The following is a 15,740-nucleotide window of genomic DNA, read 5'->3' as shown; positions in this document are numbered from 1 at the left end:
CAATAACGGCTATTTTTTCCGGAATCGACGGGTGGTGGAACGGGTATTTTCGGGCAACAAGGTGCCGCCGGGGTAGTACGGACCGCCCCGAGCAGATCAGGGTAGAAGGACCGGACCTAGAACTGCATCACGCCGTAGCCCCGCATCTGGTACATGGCCACGGTGGTCAGCATGGAAGTGGCGATCTCGACTTCCGGAAGGACCGCTTCCGTCGGTACGCCGCGTCCGAGGAGGGACTGGCCGCACACCGTCACCCGCACGCCGGCCTCCTTCAGGGCACGGATCAGGGGGATGTTCGGATTATCGACACCGAAGCGTTCGCGGTAGGAGGCGTTGTCCATGACCCCTACGGTCGCGCCCCCGTGAATGGCCAGCACGACGTCGACCTTTTCGGCGGGGATTCCCCCCACGGCAAACAAGTTGACCATACGGGCAACGCGGTAGAGGCCTTCCCCCAGGCTGTCCGGCTCCTCGCTGCCGGTGACCACGTCGACGACGAAGTTGTACGTCAGGCTCGTATCGGGCCGCACGGTAGCTTCGGGAACGTCGTAGATGCCACCGAAGGGGACGGCGGGCGTGACTTTTTGTTGGGCGGCCAGCGCGGGAGCAAGGAGTACAAGGAAGAGCAGAAATCGCATGGTAGAGTAAGTTTAGTGGGGGTTGGCCGGGGACTTGGAATGGGGCAGTAACCTTCCGATCACCCGTTCGATGGTCAGTCCCTGTACGATGATCGAAAATACGACGACCGTATAGGTCATCACGAGGAACATTTCGCGGTTCATTTCCGGCGCCAGACTCAGGGCCAGGGCGATGGAAATGCCGCCCCGGAGTCCGCCCCAGGTCATGATCGCAGTGGTATGGGGCACGAAGTCCAGTTTACGCTCGAAAATGCGTACCGGCAACCAGAGGGAAGCATAGCGGCACAACAGCGCGATGGGAATGGTGAGCAGACCCGCGACGAGGTAATTGATCTCGTACGTAAGTACCAGCATTTCCATGCCGATGAGGACGAAAAGGATGGCATTCAGCAGAATGTCGATCAGCTCCCAGAACTTATCCACGTACTGCTCGGTGGTTTCCGACATGGCGCTGCTGCGGGCCCGATCGTCGCCGATCAACAGGCCGGCCACCACCATGGCGAGGGGCGCCGACAGGTGCAGTTGGTCGGCCACTACCGTACCCCCCATGACGGCGGCCAGGGTAAGGATGACCTCGGTACTGAAGTCGTCGATGGACTTCATCAGCCGGAAGGTGATCCACCCGATCAGCAACCCGAGCAAAATACCCCCGAACACCTCCTGACCGAACAGCTCGATTATATCCAGGGGCTCAACGGCGGGTCCCGTCGCCGAGGCTATTTCGAATAGGGTGAGGAAGAGTACGACGCCCACCCCGTCATTGAACAGCGATTCGCCGACGATCTTAATCTCCAGTTTTTTCGGGGCGCCCGCCTGCTTCAGAATGCCGAGCACCGCGATCGGGTCGGTCGGGGAAATGATCGCACCAAAGAGCAGACAGTAAGTGTACAGGACGTTCGTCCCCAGCAGTTGCAGCAAGTAATAGGTCGCCGTACCGATCAGAAAGGTGGAGGCCACGACCCCCAATGTCGCGAAGGCAATGACCGGCCACCGAAGTTTTTTCAGCTCCTGAAAGTTGGTGTGCAGCGCACCGGCGAAGAGCAGAAAGCTCAGCATATAGTCCATCAGCACCAACTCGAAGTCGATCTGCCGGATCAGCTGGGCCTCCGCCCGCAGCAAGGTATCATCGAAAAAGCTGAGTCCCAGTACCCCCAACGTGTATACGATGGTGATCAGCATCAGTCCGATGGTGGTCGGCAGTTTCAGAAACCGGACGTTGAGGTAGCCGAAGACGGCCGCCAGAAACACCAGGCCGGAAATTATCAAGTAGTAGTTCATAACATCGTTCGGTTCACGCAAGAGGGTCGCTTGGTGCAAAGAACGACTTTCCCGGTTGCTCAGCCCGGCATCGGCGGCAATTCCCACCCGTTGCGGTAGGTGTGTCGGATGTACTCTTGCGCCGATGCGAGGGCGTTCAGCTCCACCCGTTCCGTATTCCAGGTCGGGATGCCGTTGACCATGGCAAAGCCGTCGTGCTTGATCACCTGCATCGTTTCGTCGGGACCGATGTTGGTAAACCGCATGTTTTTCCCGTCCCACAGCAGCCGCTTGTGCAGCCCCTTCAGGCGAATGGCCAGTACCCCCAGCAGCACCATTTCATTGAAGGGGCCGGCGTAGGCGAAGTTAGCCGAAGGCTGTACCCGCGATTCGGGCGATTCCTTACAGGCACGGATCCAGTCCTGCTCGTGGGGCCCGTCACTGTAGTCAACCGAGCCGGGTACCCGCCGCAGGTACGGCTTCACCTCGGGCACCCGACCGGAAAGTAAGCGCGGATTGAAGCCGCCGCAGTCCGCGATCAGGGTGTCCCTGGAGCCGACGAACATGCAGCCTCCGAGTCCGTCCCGAATGAGCGGCACGCCGGGTTCCAGACCCTCCGGCCGGTCGGGGAGGAAGCCGCCGTCGTACCAGTGCACTTCCACCTCCGGAAGTTTAACATCCTTGTAGTCCGGGCGGGCGGCAAAATCGAAGCGCACCTTTTCGGCCTGGGGCGCACTCTCGGTGTTCGCCGTGGTCGAACTGCCTGAGATGGCGGTGGGGTAGCCGAGGCGGAGGGCCCGGTACACCGGATCCATGACGTGGCAGGCCATATCGCCGAAGGCACCGGTACCGAAGTCCCAGAACCCGCGCCAGTTCCAGGGGGTGTATATCTCGTGGTAGGGCCGCAGGGGCGCCGGACCGATAAAGAGCTCCCAGTCAAAGCGTTTGGGAATCTCCATCCGCGTGGCGGGCCGTTCCAGTCCCTGGGGCCAGATCGGACGGTCGGTCCAGGTGTGGGCCTCCCGGACCTCCCCGATCTCTCCGGCCCATATCCACTCGCAGAGTTGGCGGACGCCGTCGCCGGAGTTGCCCTGGTTACCCATCTGGGTGGCGATCCGGGGGCGGGTCTCGGCCAGGCGGGTGAGCAGTCGCGATTCGTACACCGAGTGGGTGAGCGGTTTCTGGCAGAAAACGTGCTTGTCCAGCGTTATCGCCGTCGCGGCAATGGCCGCGTGGGTATGGTCGGCGGTGGCCACTACGACGGCATCCATCTCGCTGCCGAGCTCGTCTAACATCACCCGCCAGTCGTAGTATTTTTTCGCCCGGGGAAAGGCGTCGAAGCAGCGCTGGCTGTACTTCCAGTCGATGTCGCACAGGCCGATGATGTTTTCCGATCCCATGGCCTGCAGATTCTGCATCCCCTTTCCACCGACGCCGACGCCGACGATGTTGAGCTTATCGCTCGGAGCTACGTGTCCGAGGCCGCTGACCACCGTGCTCGGGACGATGGTGAAGGCCAGGCCGGCCGCCAGGGACTTCTTGACGAATTGGCGGCGGGAAGTGTCCGTTTTGTTTGCTTGCACGATCGGTTAATTTATTGGTAGCGGTAACTGACGAAGGCAAAGCGCTTGCCGTCGGGCGACCAGGAAGGGACGTTGATGGAGCCCTGCCCCCCGGTGAACCCGCAGAGGACGCGGACGGAATGATCCCGGAGATCGTAGAGGCGCAGTACGACCTCCTTCATTGCCGGATGGCCGTCCCCCTGATCCGTCAGGTAGGAGATGAAGACGAAGTGCCGCCCGTCGGGGGAGGGCTGGGCGAACCAGTTGGAGTAGCGGTCGTCGGTCAGTTGCTCCTTATTGCTTCCGTCGAGGTGCATGCGCCAGATCTCCATGCTGCCGGAGGCCACGGAATTGTAGAAAATGTGGTTACCGTCCGCGGCAAAGGTGGGCCCGTCGTCCAGGCCGGGATCGTCCGTCAACCGGGTTTCGATCCCCCCGGCGACCGGCGTGACGTACACGTCGAAGTTGCCGTCGCGCAGGGCGGTGTAGGCCAGCAGTCCGCCGTCGGGGCTCCACCCGTGCCAGAAGGAGGGAGTGAGCGACGTTACCCGGGTGGGCGTGCCGCCCGTGATGGGTACGGTGAAGATGCAGGACGTAAGCCACCCGTCGGGACCACCCTCCAGATTATGGCTGAAGGCTACCGTCTTGCCGTCGGCCGAGATGCCGTGGTCGTTGTTGCAGCGGTCGGCGAAGCCGGTGTCGAAAGGCTCTTTACGTCCGTCGTCGAGGTACACCTTCACCAATTTTCCGTGCTGGTTGATGAGGAGCCACCGGTCGTCCGGTCCCCAGTTCGGGGCTTCGAAATGGTCATTCTCTTCCAGTACCCGGGTGCGGGTGCCGGTTTCCAGATCGAAGATTTCCAGGGTAGAGACGAGGGGACGATCCTGGGCCGCGGCGGGGAGGAGCGGCAGCAGGCAAAGAAGGAAAAACAGGTTGAGCGAAATAGTCTTCATGAAGAGTGGATATAGAGGGGTGGCGGCGGAGCGCGGGAGCCATCCGTAGGGAACCGTGGTGTTCTTACAACTCCCGGATGCGGACATTACGGTAGGCTACCTTTCCCGCGTTCTGTAGGCCGATGTGGCCGGAGCGGGCCGTGCCGTAGTCGGTAACGTCCTTCCACTTACCGGCGGCCTTACGGGCCTGCCAATCTTCGTCGCCGAGCGTGTAATCGACGACTTTTTGACCGTTGAGCCAGTGTTCCACGCGGGGGTACCGGACAACGATGCGGGTGGTGTTCCACTCCCCGACGGGTTTGGGGGTCGCGTTTTCGGGGGCGTGCATGGCGTAATTTCCGGCCGTTAGTTGATTCGGCTCCAGGGGGTCCGACCAACCCGTAGCGTCAATCACCTGGTACTCGGGGGCGGACTCGTAGATGGGCTGATCGGCCGACGGCTGCACGTGGTAGAAAATGCCGGAGCTCTGGCCGGCCTCCAGCTTCCACTCCGCTTCGAACTCGAAATCATCGTAAGCGTCGCGGGTGATCAGGTCCTGGTCGGCGTCCCAGCCGGCACCGGAGGCGCGGAGTTCTCCGTCGGCGACCTCCCAGCCGGTTAGCGTGCCGCCGTTGTACATCCGCCAGTTGTCCGTACCCGTACCGTCGAATAGCGTGACCCAGTCATCGGACGCAGCAGCTTCGGCCGCGGAGGAAGGCGGCGGAGGCGCATCCGGGGTTTCGCCCCCACGCTGGGCACAGCTACCCAGTAAGACGAGCATGAACGGAAGGAAGAGCAGTAGTCGGACGTGGTGCATGAGATCGGTATTTCGCTGCGGCTCATTCGGAATAATGTATTCGTAGGGGCACGGTTGGCTACTGCTAAATACTAATTTTTCCGCCAAATTGATATTTTATTGGAAAACCAGGTGGATTAGCGGGTACTTAGAAGATTTTGCCCCTTGCTGGGTTACGGGCCCGATCGGAATCGGATGAACGGAGTGACCAAGGAAGCTGATGGCCAAGTGGGGGCACCAGCTCCGATCATCCATAATTCCACGATTATGCGCTATTTAATCCTGCTGTGTGCCGTAGTGAGCCTCCTGACCGCCACGGTGGCGGCACAAGCCCAGTACATTTCGGCGAACAAAACCTGTCGGGGAACCGGCGAGTACCGGGGGGCGACGTATACCTACCGAGCGGACCTCCACGCACGTACTTACCTCCCGTCTTCCGGAAGTCCGACCATCGGTTTTGCCTTTGACAATTTTCAACTGACCGCCCTGGCATACGGCGACCTCACTGCTACTGCGGAATATGGCTTCCGTCCGGGAATAACCGGTGGAGTCGATCGGGTTGACGTACGGGCGGACATCATTTACGGAACCGGCGCGGCGCACTACGAGCTATCGGACCTGCGGATGACCGGGGTGATCTCCGGACCCGTGTACACCAGAGGGCTACTACCCACCGCGGAGGGGGAAAAAGGGAGAGTTCGCCTGCGGATGCTCCCCGGGCCCGAACACCTGGTCCCGACCATGGAGATCGGCGCGTGTACCGTGGTGCCCCGGCGTATGTCCGCGGCCGTCGACCGGGTGATCGATGATCTGCGGCGGGCACGGGGGGGTGTGTCCATTTGGATTCCGGGGGCACCGGCGGTGTCCGCGTACCCGCCGCTGGTCCCCGTGTGGCTAACTGCCCGGGCCCGTCACCGGGGTGGAAATGGGTATGTGGAAGAAAATCACTTGGCCGGTCACGGCGCGCTTGGCCGGATGCAGGCGGAGGTGGGGGCGTATATATCGTGGGAAGAGTGAAAATTTATAATGTGAAATTTTGAATTGGTAATTGGCCGTCGGGATACGCTGCCGCACGGCTCAGGTCGAGGCGATGCACGCCGAGCAAAGACAATAGGTCGAGCGGTCTCCGGTCCGAGACACGTTCACCACGGATGCCCACGGATTTCCACGGATTTCGCTACCGCACGCGTAGTCAGGTCGAGCGGCCTCCGGTCCGAGACACTTCATGCAAACGTCCTTTTTTCAACACGGATTTAAACGTATTTGTCTTCACGGATTTCGCTGCCGCACGGCTCAACCCGCCCGTCGTACACCACGATGGAATGACGGCATTGCACTAGATCAGCTTCATCCGCAGCAACCGACATCATGGTTATGCTCGCGCAGTGACTCCCCAAACCTGGTGATTAAACGGCCTGCCGAGTATTTAAGCGTGAATTTCAGTAATGCATAGCCAAATTTGCGGTTACATTCCGGGACCAAACAAACGGTTCTTATGCGACCCCTACTGCCCCTGTTGCTATTGATGTGCCTATTTACTGCCCTCGGATGTAATAATCGTTCCGATGATGACATCACCATGTTCGAAGAAGAATTCGGAGAAGGGGAATTGACGGCCCGCATCGACGGTCGGGCATTCAGCGGGCGGGTTGCATGGGCGGAGCGGGAAGAGAACATTGACGGCCTCGGATTGTCCACGCTCGTCATTGTCGGTGGCGATGTATGGGGCGAGGAAGATGGAGAGGCCATCGGCATCGTGTTCTTTGTAGACCGCACCGAACTGCCGGCGTCCGGCTCCTTCAGTATGGAGGGGGAGTGCCTTACTAAGGACGTTCCCTGTCTGGAAGCCGCTTACGGCTTCTCGGACCGTGACGGCGATATCGACGCCGCCTTCGTGTCCGATGAGGATACCCCCGGTTCGATGGTTAATCTAACCTATGAGATCTACGACCGCGTGGAGGGTCCCGCTATCCGCGGCTCCTTCGATATGGTGCTGGTATCCGACGACGATCCCAGTATACTTATGGAGATTACGGACGGTAAGTTTGATGTGTATTTCGACGAATAATGACTGGGTGTCTGGGAAGCAAATATTGGTTGAGATGCGGATGGAACGCAATACATATTGCGGAATATGTACTGGATTCAGGTCACTCCTGCCTTCCCAGGAATAGACGGCGATTAACCGCTAGCACTTCCCTTCCGGATTAGGGCGAGTCGAAATACTGCTTTAATCGCGGGCGTAAGCACCGCTTAGACAGTTAATAAAGTTATTAGCTCCGGCCGCGTCGACGTGGTAGTGGTAGCCCCGGGTGGTGTCGAAGTGACCGCGGCAGTCGTCGAGATCGGTGGACTCGGTACCGGCCCCGTCGAGTCGGGCGTAAAGGCCGTGGCCGTCAATGGCGTAACCGATCATGGGGGCATGGCCGTCGGGCTGAGCGATTTCGGTAGTCTGTCCCGTAGCCGCGTGGTAGTGGTAGCCGGCGTGGAGGTTGATGTGGCCGCCGGCATCGTCGAAGGGCGCCAGGGTGTAGGCTCCCAGGATCGCGTCCGTAGGGGCGGGCGCGTCGAAGCGGATCCCGTTAAAGGCGATACCCCGGACGGCCAGCCCCCGGGGACCGCCGCGCCCGTAAGCATTGGCCTCGGCGAGTTTGACCGGCGTCACCGGGATCAGATAGGTCTGGGTAAGGTCCGTCACGTAGGAGGGAAGGCACTCGACGCAGAAATTTTCGTGTTCGGGGCCGACATTCGGGTTGGCGGCATTGGCACAATCTTCCCGGGAGTCGGTGACGTGGATATTGCCGTTGTCGTCGTACATGCGCCAGGTATCGTCGTCGTAGAATTCGGCGAGCCGGGCGATGAACGCCCCGTCCACGTCGTACACTTCGCCATCCTCCAGCCAGATGCCCCCGGCCGCGGCGTCGTCGGAAATGTGATCGGGACACCAGGGGCCCATTCGGTGATCAGTGGGAACGGAGGTGGCGACGATCTGGTAGCAGTCAGTTTGGGTCCCGTCAGAAAGGGTGCAGGGGACCCGGGTAACGGGTTCGGCGAGGCTGGCGGATAAAAATTGAGCGGGGTCGACGGCCAGGGTCACCGGATCGGGGGCGGGGGTACGGTTGCCGGCGGGTTGTCCGCAGGCTACGGCGGCGGTAAGCAGTATAGCCAAGAAGGGGTAAAGGATCAGTTTCATTGCGCACGCTTGGGTTGTTCGGATAAGCTTCCGCCGCTTAGACCCACGAACTTGGCTAATCCTTCGCCGGCGTAGATTTTTCTTGCCCGACCGGTATGCGGGGGCCTATTACCTTCCGTGTGGGTTCACCCTCCCCCCGACCGTACAATGTTCCACTATGAACGACTGCACGCTACGCTTTTACTCCTGCTCGGTTTATGCGTGGCCTGTGCGGAAGCACCCCCTCCCCCCGCGGAATTCACACCAATGCCGAATCCGCCAAAAACCGTAAGGTCATTCGGCGAGCTAGCGTAAAGTAGAAAACAGTGTCATAATCTGTAAAATGCACAGATCTTGTTGCATATCTCTTGACGACCCGAACCCGGAAGATACGATGAGCGGTCACAAGCACTCCACCCCGGATACATGCAGTCTAAGGTGATAAATGGTGATTAACTGTTCTGTCTCCGGTCTTTACTTGCGTTGAAATGGGCGTGACCCTACATTTTAACGATCTTCTTCATGCCTACTGTTCCCCTGCGTACATCCGTGAGGTAGAGAATGTAATTTCCCCGCGTAAGGGACTGCAGATCCAGCGTAAGGTTACCCGTCGTGTCGATCCACTCGCCCTGAATTACGACGCGGCCGTGTTGGTCGATAAGCTGGTAGAGGAGGCGATTACTCGATTGGACTCCGGTAGCCGAAACAGATACTTTTGCTGCGACGGGGTTCGGGTGTACACTGAGTTCGAGACCGGGATTAGGGTCTCTGGCACCCGAAATTAAGCCTCCGGTGTAGGAAAACTCCTCCAGAAAGTATTCCGTACCCACGTAGATGCGGGCGGTGTCCGCCACCTCCACAATGCGCATACTGTTGTTGGGGGCAAGCTGAGTACCGAGGAATCGACTTCGCCAAAGCACTTCGCCGGTGCCGAAGTCCAGAACCTGCAAACTACCGTCGTGCGTAATGATCAGCTCGGGGGCGCCGTCCGCATTGAAGTCGCGGACCTGGACATTTGCAACGAGGGGAAAGTAGCCGAGTACGGGTTCTAAGGCTATCTCGCGGGTGATCGAACCAGGAGTGAGATTAAAGACAGCTACCCGATTGGGCAAGCCCAGTATCGCCTCCGCCTTTCCGTCTCCATCCGTATCGTACAACTCCAGCCCTTCGATGGGAACATTCGGAAAATCAAATAGTCGATACTGGCCCGTTACGCCGTCTACCTCGATTACCGCCCAATAGTCCGAACGGGCGGCGTGCATGCCGACGACGATTTCCAATTGGTGATCGTCGTCCGTATTGGCAACCGCGAAGGTGAAGTTGTCAACATAGTGATTGTTGGGGAAAAGGTGGGGTACGTGGAAGATTTCGTTCAGGCGGTTATCAAAAACGATGATCCGGCTTTCGCCGTGGTCGGAGGCGGCGTACGTATTCAGTACCCCAACCACTTCTTCCACCCCGTCGTGGTCAAGATCCACGGCCGACAGTTGCTGAAACTGTATGCCTGCGTCCGTAGGGTAATCGTTCGCCCAGAGTAGGTTGAACCCCGGATAGTCTATGACCATCATCCTGGCTTCCGCGGTACCGATCATTTCAAGTTCGGGGTCATCATCCCACTGCAGGGGCGTTAATCCCGCCAGTTGCCCGTTTTTGATGGGGGTACGACGCTTATTTGTAAGGTCATACACGGAGGCTATGGTCGTTTCTTCTTCGGGGCGGGGGGAGGAGAATCCATCGTCTCCCTGTGCGTGTATAAGTAACGGCCGACCGTTAGCGGCAAAGTCCGCGATAGCAAATTTATGCAGGTAGAGGGTCTGGGGAATGTTGTACCAGTAGCGGTCGGGTTCGGCAAGGTCCTGCAGGAAGATACGCGTCGATGCCGGAGGACTTGCATCGTGGCCGGTACTCCAGATTAGTTCGGGCCGCCCGTCACCATTGGTATCTCCGAGGTGTAGGTCAAACAATCCCCGAATCCAATTATCGGTATACGAGTCGTTGAGCGTTTTAATGACCCGCAGGTTGATCGGGTCGATCAGGAAGATGTTTTCCAGGCCGCGACCGACCAGTTCTTCCTGTCCGTCTCCGTCCAGATCTACGGCAGCCAGGGCCTTCATATTCCGAATATCGTAGCGGATAGTATCGGTAAAGAGCTCATCGACGTTGATGGTTCTACTACGAAGCCGGGTACCGACGTCGAATTCCATCAGGTCACTACCGATGTTCGCGTACAATTTTTTGGATCGAAGGTCTGCGCTTTGGTCGTCTACGATCACGTACTGCGTCATCTCTGACATATAATAATACTCCTGATATAACCAAACGGAGCGTAAGCTGTCCGGCGTAAAGTCTAAGATTTCAAAACTTCCGCGGCCCGCGACCAGCAGTTCGGGTTTGCCGTCTCCGTCAAGATCACTTAGCTCGGGGTTGAACCAGTATTGGTTGGACCCTGAATAGGAATGCGAGAGGGTGAGTGCGGGAAAATCGTATACGTCGACGCCACCGCTACCATTCAGGACAAGGAGTTCCTGGGAGCCATCCCCGTCATGATCGCCCACCAACCAGTTAAGCGTGTTCGGAAAAACTTCTTGTCGGAGTAGTTCCCGGGAAGACAGATCGTACAGACGGAGCTGGAGGGGGAATTGGACGTTTGAAAGGTCCAATCTCGCGCCTTCGAGGTAGTAATGCCGATTGTCCACGTGCACGTGCTGTATCCGTTGGTTGGCGTACAACTCAAGGCCACTGACGAAAGTAGGATTGAGGTTACCCTCATTGGCTTCGTCCTCGAGGATGAACCAGAAGTTGGTACCGTACGTCCACGGAATACTAGCATTAGCAATGATTTCATCCCGTCCGTCGTCATCAATGTCAGCCACCACCATTCCGGAGTGTCCACCGCCGTTCCCGAGGGACGCTCGGAACCAGGTACTGGTGAACTGCCCGGCCAGGGGGAGGGAGATAACAAATTGAATAGCAACAAGGAAGAAACTACTGACTCCGGGAGACATAGTAGAGGGTTCGGTGTACAATAATACTACCGAATAGAAACAGCTGGTACGGCACCGAGGAACCAAAATTGGGGAAGCGCGGCATCGGTACGGGCCGATTGGTTAATTTTCTATTAGTGCGAACGGCGGCATACTTTCCGTCGTACACAAACATGGGCGTAACTACCTGGGTATAGGGCGATCACCGACATTTTTTGGGACTAAGCAAGTTGCATCGTTAGGGAGTTCGCTGCGCCGCAACATTCATCGGAAGAGGACGAAAACCGGGGTATATTCTTCTCACATACTTCCGAAGTTTACCTTCCGTGCGGATTGGCTATCTACTACGCCGTACAACGTCCCCGAGATGATCGATCAAGTTTTGTCCCTACTGGTATTACTCAGTCTGCTTGTAGCCTGCGCGGAAGCGCCCCCTCCCCCCGCGGAATCCCCGCCGGCCGGGCTGGCCGCTCTCTACGCCACGGACTTCCTGGTCGGTGCCGCTCTCGGGGGGCGCGTCATCCGGGATGAGGACAGCCTGAGTCGGGCGCTCGTCGTCCGGGAATACTCCACGATCACGCCGGAGAACGTCATGAAGTGGGAGAAAATTCAACCCACCGCCGATACCTATAACTGGGGCCCGGCAGACGATTACGTTGCCTTCGGGGAGGAGCACGACCTATTCATCGTAGGGCATACACTAGTCTGGCACAGTCAGCTCTCCGACTACGTTAAGCAGATTACGGATCCGGGCGCGATGCGAACCGCCTTGCGTCAGCACATCGGGGCCGTGGCCGGCCGCTACGCCGGACGCATCGACGGCTGGGACGTAGTCAACGAGGCCCTCAACGACGACGGCACTTACCGCGAGTCGGAATTTTACCGCGTGCTCGGGGAAGAGTACCTCACCCTGGCCTTCCGGTACGCCGCCGAGGCCGCCCCCGACGCCCAGCTCTACTACAACGACTACAATATGTGGAACGGGGAAAAACGCGACGGGGCCATTCGTATGATCGAGAAGATTCGTGCCGACGGCGGCCGGGTCGACGGCATCGGTATGCAGGGCCACTACGGCATCTCCGGCCCGACGATCGACACCATCGAAGCGGCCATCGAGGCCTACGCCGCCGCCGGCCTGCCGGTCATGTTTACGGAACTAGACGTGACGGTGCTGCCCAACCCCTGGGACCTGGAAGGGGCCGAAGTCAGTCAGAATTTCGAGAATGCACCGGACATGAACCCCTACCCCGAAAGCCTGCCCGATTCGGTACAGACGGCCCTCGCCATCCGCTACGCCGACCTCTTCCGCCTGTTCCACAGACACCGCGACAAGATCGAGCGGGTCACCTTCTGGGGCACTACGGACGCATCCTCCTGGCTCAACGGCTGGCCGATCAGGGGGCGGACCAACTACCCCCTGCTCTTCGACCGGAAATACCGGCCGAAGCCGGCTTACGACAGCGTCGCGGCCGTTGCCGCTACCCCTCGCTAGCTTTGTTTCGTCCTCAGGGCCGGCTGCCGCCCGGGGGCGGTCCATTCCGGCATTTGATTGCTCCCGCGGCCCCGCCCGCGATCAAGTGTTACCCTGACTCCGTGACCTATGCGTTCCGTCAATATGACCGGTCTCACCCACGAGCGGACGGGAATATCCGCCCCGGCGAGCCGTACAGCAAATAATTCCGCGTGCTGGTAAATGAGGCAACTTAGGGGAGGCTTGGCCCCGTCTTTGCGGTACGAAAAGCCAGTCGTCATGCATGAATTTTCCGAACCGTGCTCCGCGGACTACCTTATTCACTGTCGGGCCTGTCTGGGCATGTGCCGGCACTGCCTGGCTACCACCACGCCGGCGGAGGCCTGCCACGACACGCTGCCCGACCTGATTCTGGCGCTGGAGGTCGCTACGATCCTGATCGAGGTGGACAGCGACTTCGCTTTCGACAAGGTTCGGTTCTGCGTGGAGGCTTGTGCCTTCAGCGCTACGAACTGGGCGCACTACGATCATCCCTTCACCCGTCAGTGCTCGACCGTGTGCCGGGAATTCGTTCACTACTGGCATATGCCAAACCCAGGGGTGCAGTCAGGGACTATACGGCACTAGTACCGGGTCGGCGCCACCCATCCCGCCGCAAGCGCCGGGGCGGCGGAAAAGGTTGGGAAGGTTTGCTAACAAGGTGCGTACAGGTTAACTTCCGGTTACAACACCTATTACGTGGAGATCGTAGCAGCCGGCATTGATGGAAGTCTGAAGTCGAAGGCGACGGAAGAGGGCGCGCCCCGCTTCTGCCTCAGGCTTCCGGTGCAATTCCGCGACCTGAACCACGGGCCGCAGGGCATTCAGCGCGTGGAGGCGACGAACCTTTGTCTGGGCGGACAGAAGCTGCGCACCTCCGGGCAGGTAGTCATTTACGGCCTGGACAATGGGGAAGACGAGCCGACCTGCATTGAATCCCGGCCGGTCGGCTTTCGTACCGAGGTGTTGGATACGAATACTCTCATCTTCGGTATGGAGGGTAGAGCGTCCGCCGGGGTGAAGTTATCCTCCCTGACCGACGACGATGCCGTCCAGGTCACCCTGCGCATTTATTTCCTGGAAAACGTAGTCGCCGACGTGCGGGCATTTGCGCGGGTGCAGGAGGCGGATTCGACCTTGCTCGAAGTCTCCCGGATCGAAAGCGTACCCGATCCGCGGCGAAGCATCGTACTACAGAACTTCGCGGGCTTGCTCGTGCTCATTGCGGGCCTCACGTACTGGAACAGGTTCGTTAACGTAAGCGTCCACGACGCGGGGCTTTTCCGCAATTCCAATATTGCCTTCTTTATCGGTCTGGTGATCGGCTTCTTCGGTTTCCCGGCAAAAAACTTGTTGAAGTACGTTTCCAGCTGGTCGGTCCTCCTGTCCGTGATCCGGTCGCCGGAGCTGCACTTCGATTACAAGCTGTTCCGGACGCTCTCCAGTTCCGCCCTACGGTATGTACTGATACTGCTGATCGCGGCAACCGCCGCCGTGATCTACTACTATCACCCCATTCGGATCGGCGATCACGATCGCTTCGCGGTCTACGATTTCGTGGAGAATCAGCCGGTGGTGGACGATCGGATTCGCCAGACCGACATCCGGTCCGAGGAGTGGCGGTTCGGTCTGTATCCGGTCACCGCCGAGCGACTGCCGGAGAAGTTTGCCGTCGGTTACCTGAATTCGGATGGAAGCAGCCAGTTTCTCCCGGTCCGTATCAACTACTTCCAGGGATCGCGGATACGGGAACCCAACGACAGTTTCCGCGTACTGGCCACCCGGCTGGGCGAGGACCCCAACGTGCGTAAATACCAGCTAAGCCTGGACACCGTATTGCGGATGGACAAACGCACGAAGACCTTCCGACTCCGCGGATATGCCGTGACCCTCCACCCTTACGGGAACCGACCCCACTTTCTACGGGCAATCGACATCCGCGATAAGCAGTTGCTGCAGGAGCAGGACGTCAAGAAGGTGCTGGCCGCGTACCAGTCCCACGGTTCCTTCAATCAGGATTATTCCTACTGGTACCGCGATCGCTACCAGATCACCGGTGATCTGTACCGCACCGGACGGCCCCTCATCGATACGGCCCGGATTCTGGACGTGAGCACGCTGGTGCGCTATACGCTGCGGGAGATTAACAACATTCCCCGCGGCATACTCAGCAAACCCGACGAAAAGTGCATCAAGGCCGGGGTGGTGCTCAACGCGTTGTGGAGCACCTTTGCCCGACCCATCATCAACGAAAGTCCCAGCCGCCCCCAGCTGGACTCCATCTATACCGCCATCGGACAAACAATCCGCGCCAACCACGGCTGGAACCAGAACCGTTGTCTGCTGGAACTGCTACTCACTCTACACACCATGTTCCCCGGCCCCAGTGGGAAGGCGGCGATGCGAACGATCCGGGAGTGCTTCATCAACCCCGCGGAAGCCAAGGATCGGCAGGCGCGCCTGGATGACGTCATTGCCCTCCTCGCGGCAAAAGAGCTCACCCCCCGCCACCGGGTAGTGCAGCAACTTTACGAAGAGTATCCCCGCCTGCCCTTCGGTCACGGCAAGTACATTACCCGTGGCGAGTACATCGAATGGCTGAAGCGCCGGGAACTCAACCACGGTCACCACAGCGAGCAAACCTGGGCTGCGCACGTCAACTCCGCCGCGCTGAGTGACATCGTGGGCATGTACTTCAGCTAGGAAGGGATTGGTCTGGCGGACGATTACCGGGTCGGAAAGCTCTTACCTGCGATGGTGGCTCCCGCGCGCCGCCGCCCCCCATTTACGCCTGAAAATATGGCGCATTAGCCGCGAAAACACCTGACAAATATTCCGACGCTTTCATTGGGTCTGCTGTTTGCCTAATTGGATATGCGCGACGGGGTT

At 59.1% G+C, this 15,740-nt stretch carries 12 protein-coding genes; 5 read left to right on the top strand and 7 right to left on the bottom strand.

The window, feature by feature from the left end:
• Positions 1-116 precede the first annotated feature (116 nt).
• From NMA52_RS13335 to NMA52_RS13315, 5 genes are all read right to left on the bottom strand, one after another.
• Positions 117-638 carry a DsrE family protein gene (locus tag NMA52_RS13335; protein WP_254828186.1) on the bottom strand — a complete coding sequence of 174 codons (522 nt, stop codon included), beginning with the start codon at positions 636-638 and terminating at the stop codon, positions 117-119.
• A gap of 12 nt (positions 639-650) precedes the next feature.
• Complete coding sequence (locus tag NMA52_RS13330) at positions 651-1,916, bottom strand: sodium:proton antiporter (RefSeq protein WP_254828185.1); 1,266 nt, start codon at positions 1,914-1,916, stop codon at positions 651-653.
• Between the two features lie 59 nt (positions 1,917-1,975).
• Entirely contained in the window at positions 1,976-3,478 is a 1,503-nt protein-coding gene (locus NMA52_RS13325; RefSeq protein ID WP_254828184.1) for a Gfo/Idh/MocA family oxidoreductase, read from the bottom strand.
• Positions 3,479-3,489: 11 nt separating this feature from the next.
• Positions 3,490-4,410, bottom strand: a complete 921-nt coding sequence (locus NMA52_RS13320) for a hypothetical protein (protein ID WP_254828183.1) — start codon at positions 4,408-4,410, stop codon at positions 3,490-3,492.
• Positions 4,411-4,474: 64 nt separating this feature from the next.
• Positions 4,475-5,206: a DUF1080 domain-containing protein gene (locus NMA52_RS13315; protein WP_254828182.1), complete on the bottom strand. Its 732-nt coding sequence runs from the start codon at positions 5,204-5,206 to the stop codon at positions 4,475-4,477.
• A 246-nt stretch (positions 5,207-5,452) separates the two neighbouring features.
• Between NMA52_RS13315 and NMA52_RS13310 the strand changes: the two genes are divergently transcribed.
• Both NMA52_RS13310 and NMA52_RS13305 read left to right on the top strand, forming a co-directional pair.
• The gene (locus tag NMA52_RS13310) at positions 5,453-6,202 is read left to right on the top strand and encodes a hypothetical protein (protein ID WP_254828181.1); all 750 of its coding nucleotides are present in this window, start codon (positions 5,453-5,455) and stop codon (positions 6,200-6,202) included.
• A gap of 478 nt (positions 6,203-6,680) precedes the next feature.
• Positions 6,681-7,253, top strand: a complete 573-nt coding sequence (locus NMA52_RS13305; protein ID WP_254828180.1) for a hypothetical protein — start codon at positions 6,681-6,683, stop codon at positions 7,251-7,253.
• Between the two features lie 162 nt (positions 7,254-7,415).
• Here the strand turns inward: NMA52_RS13305 and NMA52_RS13300 are convergent, their stop codons facing one another.
• Entirely contained in the window at positions 7,416-8,378 is a 963-nt protein-coding gene (locus NMA52_RS13300; RefSeq protein WP_254828179.1) for a YHYH protein, read from the bottom strand.
• A 479-nt stretch (positions 8,379-8,857) separates the two neighbouring features.
• Complete coding sequence (locus NMA52_RS13295) at positions 8,858-11,362, bottom strand: FG-GAP-like repeat-containing protein (protein ID WP_254828178.1); 2,505 nt, start codon at positions 11,360-11,362, stop codon at positions 8,858-8,860.
• Between the two features lie 346 nt (positions 11,363-11,708).
• Between NMA52_RS13295 and NMA52_RS13290 the strand changes: the two genes are divergently transcribed.
• The 3 genes from NMA52_RS13290 (at position 11,709) to NMA52_RS13280 (ending at position 15,554) form a co-directional block, all read left to right on the top strand.
• The gene (locus NMA52_RS13290; RefSeq protein ID WP_254828177.1) at positions 11,709-12,833 is read left to right on the top strand and encodes an endo-1,4-beta-xylanase; all 1,125 of its coding nucleotides are present in this window, start codon (positions 11,709-11,711) and stop codon (positions 12,831-12,833) included.
• A 258-nt stretch (positions 12,834-13,091) separates the two neighbouring features.
• The gene (locus NMA52_RS13285; protein ID WP_254828176.1) at positions 13,092-13,439 is read left to right on the top strand and encodes a hypothetical protein; all 348 of its coding nucleotides are present in this window, start codon (positions 13,092-13,094) and stop codon (positions 13,437-13,439) included.
• Positions 13,440-13,550: 111 nt separating this feature from the next.
• Positions 13,551-15,554: a hypothetical protein gene (locus NMA52_RS13280; protein ID WP_254828175.1), complete on the top strand. Its 2,004-nt coding sequence runs from the start codon at positions 13,551-13,553 to the stop codon at positions 15,552-15,554.
• The last annotated feature ends 186 nt before the right edge of the window (positions 15,555-15,740 follow it).

It is taken from the genome of Lewinella sp. JB7, assembly GCF_024297185.1.
GTDB lineage: Bacteria > Bacteroidota > Bacteroidia > Chitinophagales > Saprospiraceae > Neolewinella.
The sequence above is the reverse complement of the archived record's forward strand: the minus strand, read 5'-3'. Positions and strand labels throughout refer to the sequence as shown.

What these genes read in the sequence shown, in the direction of transcription:
- NMA52_RS13285 (WP_254828176.1), top strand. Translation starts at nt 13,092, where the DNA reads ATGCATGAATTTTCCGAACCGTGCTCCGCGGACTACCTTATTCACTGT.
- NMA52_RS13330 (WP_254828185.1), bottom strand. Translation starts at nt 1,916, where the DNA reads ATGAACTACTACTTGATAATTTCCGGCCTGGTGTTTCTGGCGGCCGTC.
- NMA52_RS13295 (WP_254828178.1), bottom strand. Translation starts at nt 11,362, where the DNA reads ATGTCTCCCGGAGTCAGTAGTTTCTTCCTTGTTGCTATTCAATTTGTT.
- NMA52_RS13290 (WP_254828177.1), top strand. Translation starts at nt 11,709, where the DNA reads ATGATCGATCAAGTTTTGTCCCTACTGGTATTACTCAGTCTGCTTGTA.
- NMA52_RS13310 (WP_254828181.1), top strand. Translation starts at nt 5,453, where the DNA reads ATGCGCTATTTAATCCTGCTGTGTGCCGTAGTGAGCCTCCTGACCGCC.
- NMA52_RS13315 (WP_254828182.1), bottom strand. Translation starts at nt 5,206, where the DNA reads ATGCACCACGTCCGACTACTGCTCTTCCTTCCGTTCATGCTCGTCTTA.
- NMA52_RS13305 (WP_254828180.1), top strand. Translation starts at nt 6,681, where the DNA reads ATGCGACCCCTACTGCCCCTGTTGCTATTGATGTGCCTATTTACTGCC.
- NMA52_RS13335 (WP_254828186.1), bottom strand. Translation starts at nt 638, where the DNA reads ATGCGATTTCTGCTCTTCCTTGTACTCCTTGCTCCCGCGCTGGCCGCC.
- NMA52_RS13300 (WP_254828179.1), bottom strand. Translation starts at nt 8,378, where the DNA reads ATGAAACTGATCCTTTACCCCTTCTTGGCTATACTGCTTACCGCCGCC.
- NMA52_RS13320 (WP_254828183.1), bottom strand. Translation starts at nt 4,410, where the DNA reads ATGAAGACTATTTCGCTCAACCTGTTTTTCCTTCTTTGCCTGCTGCCG.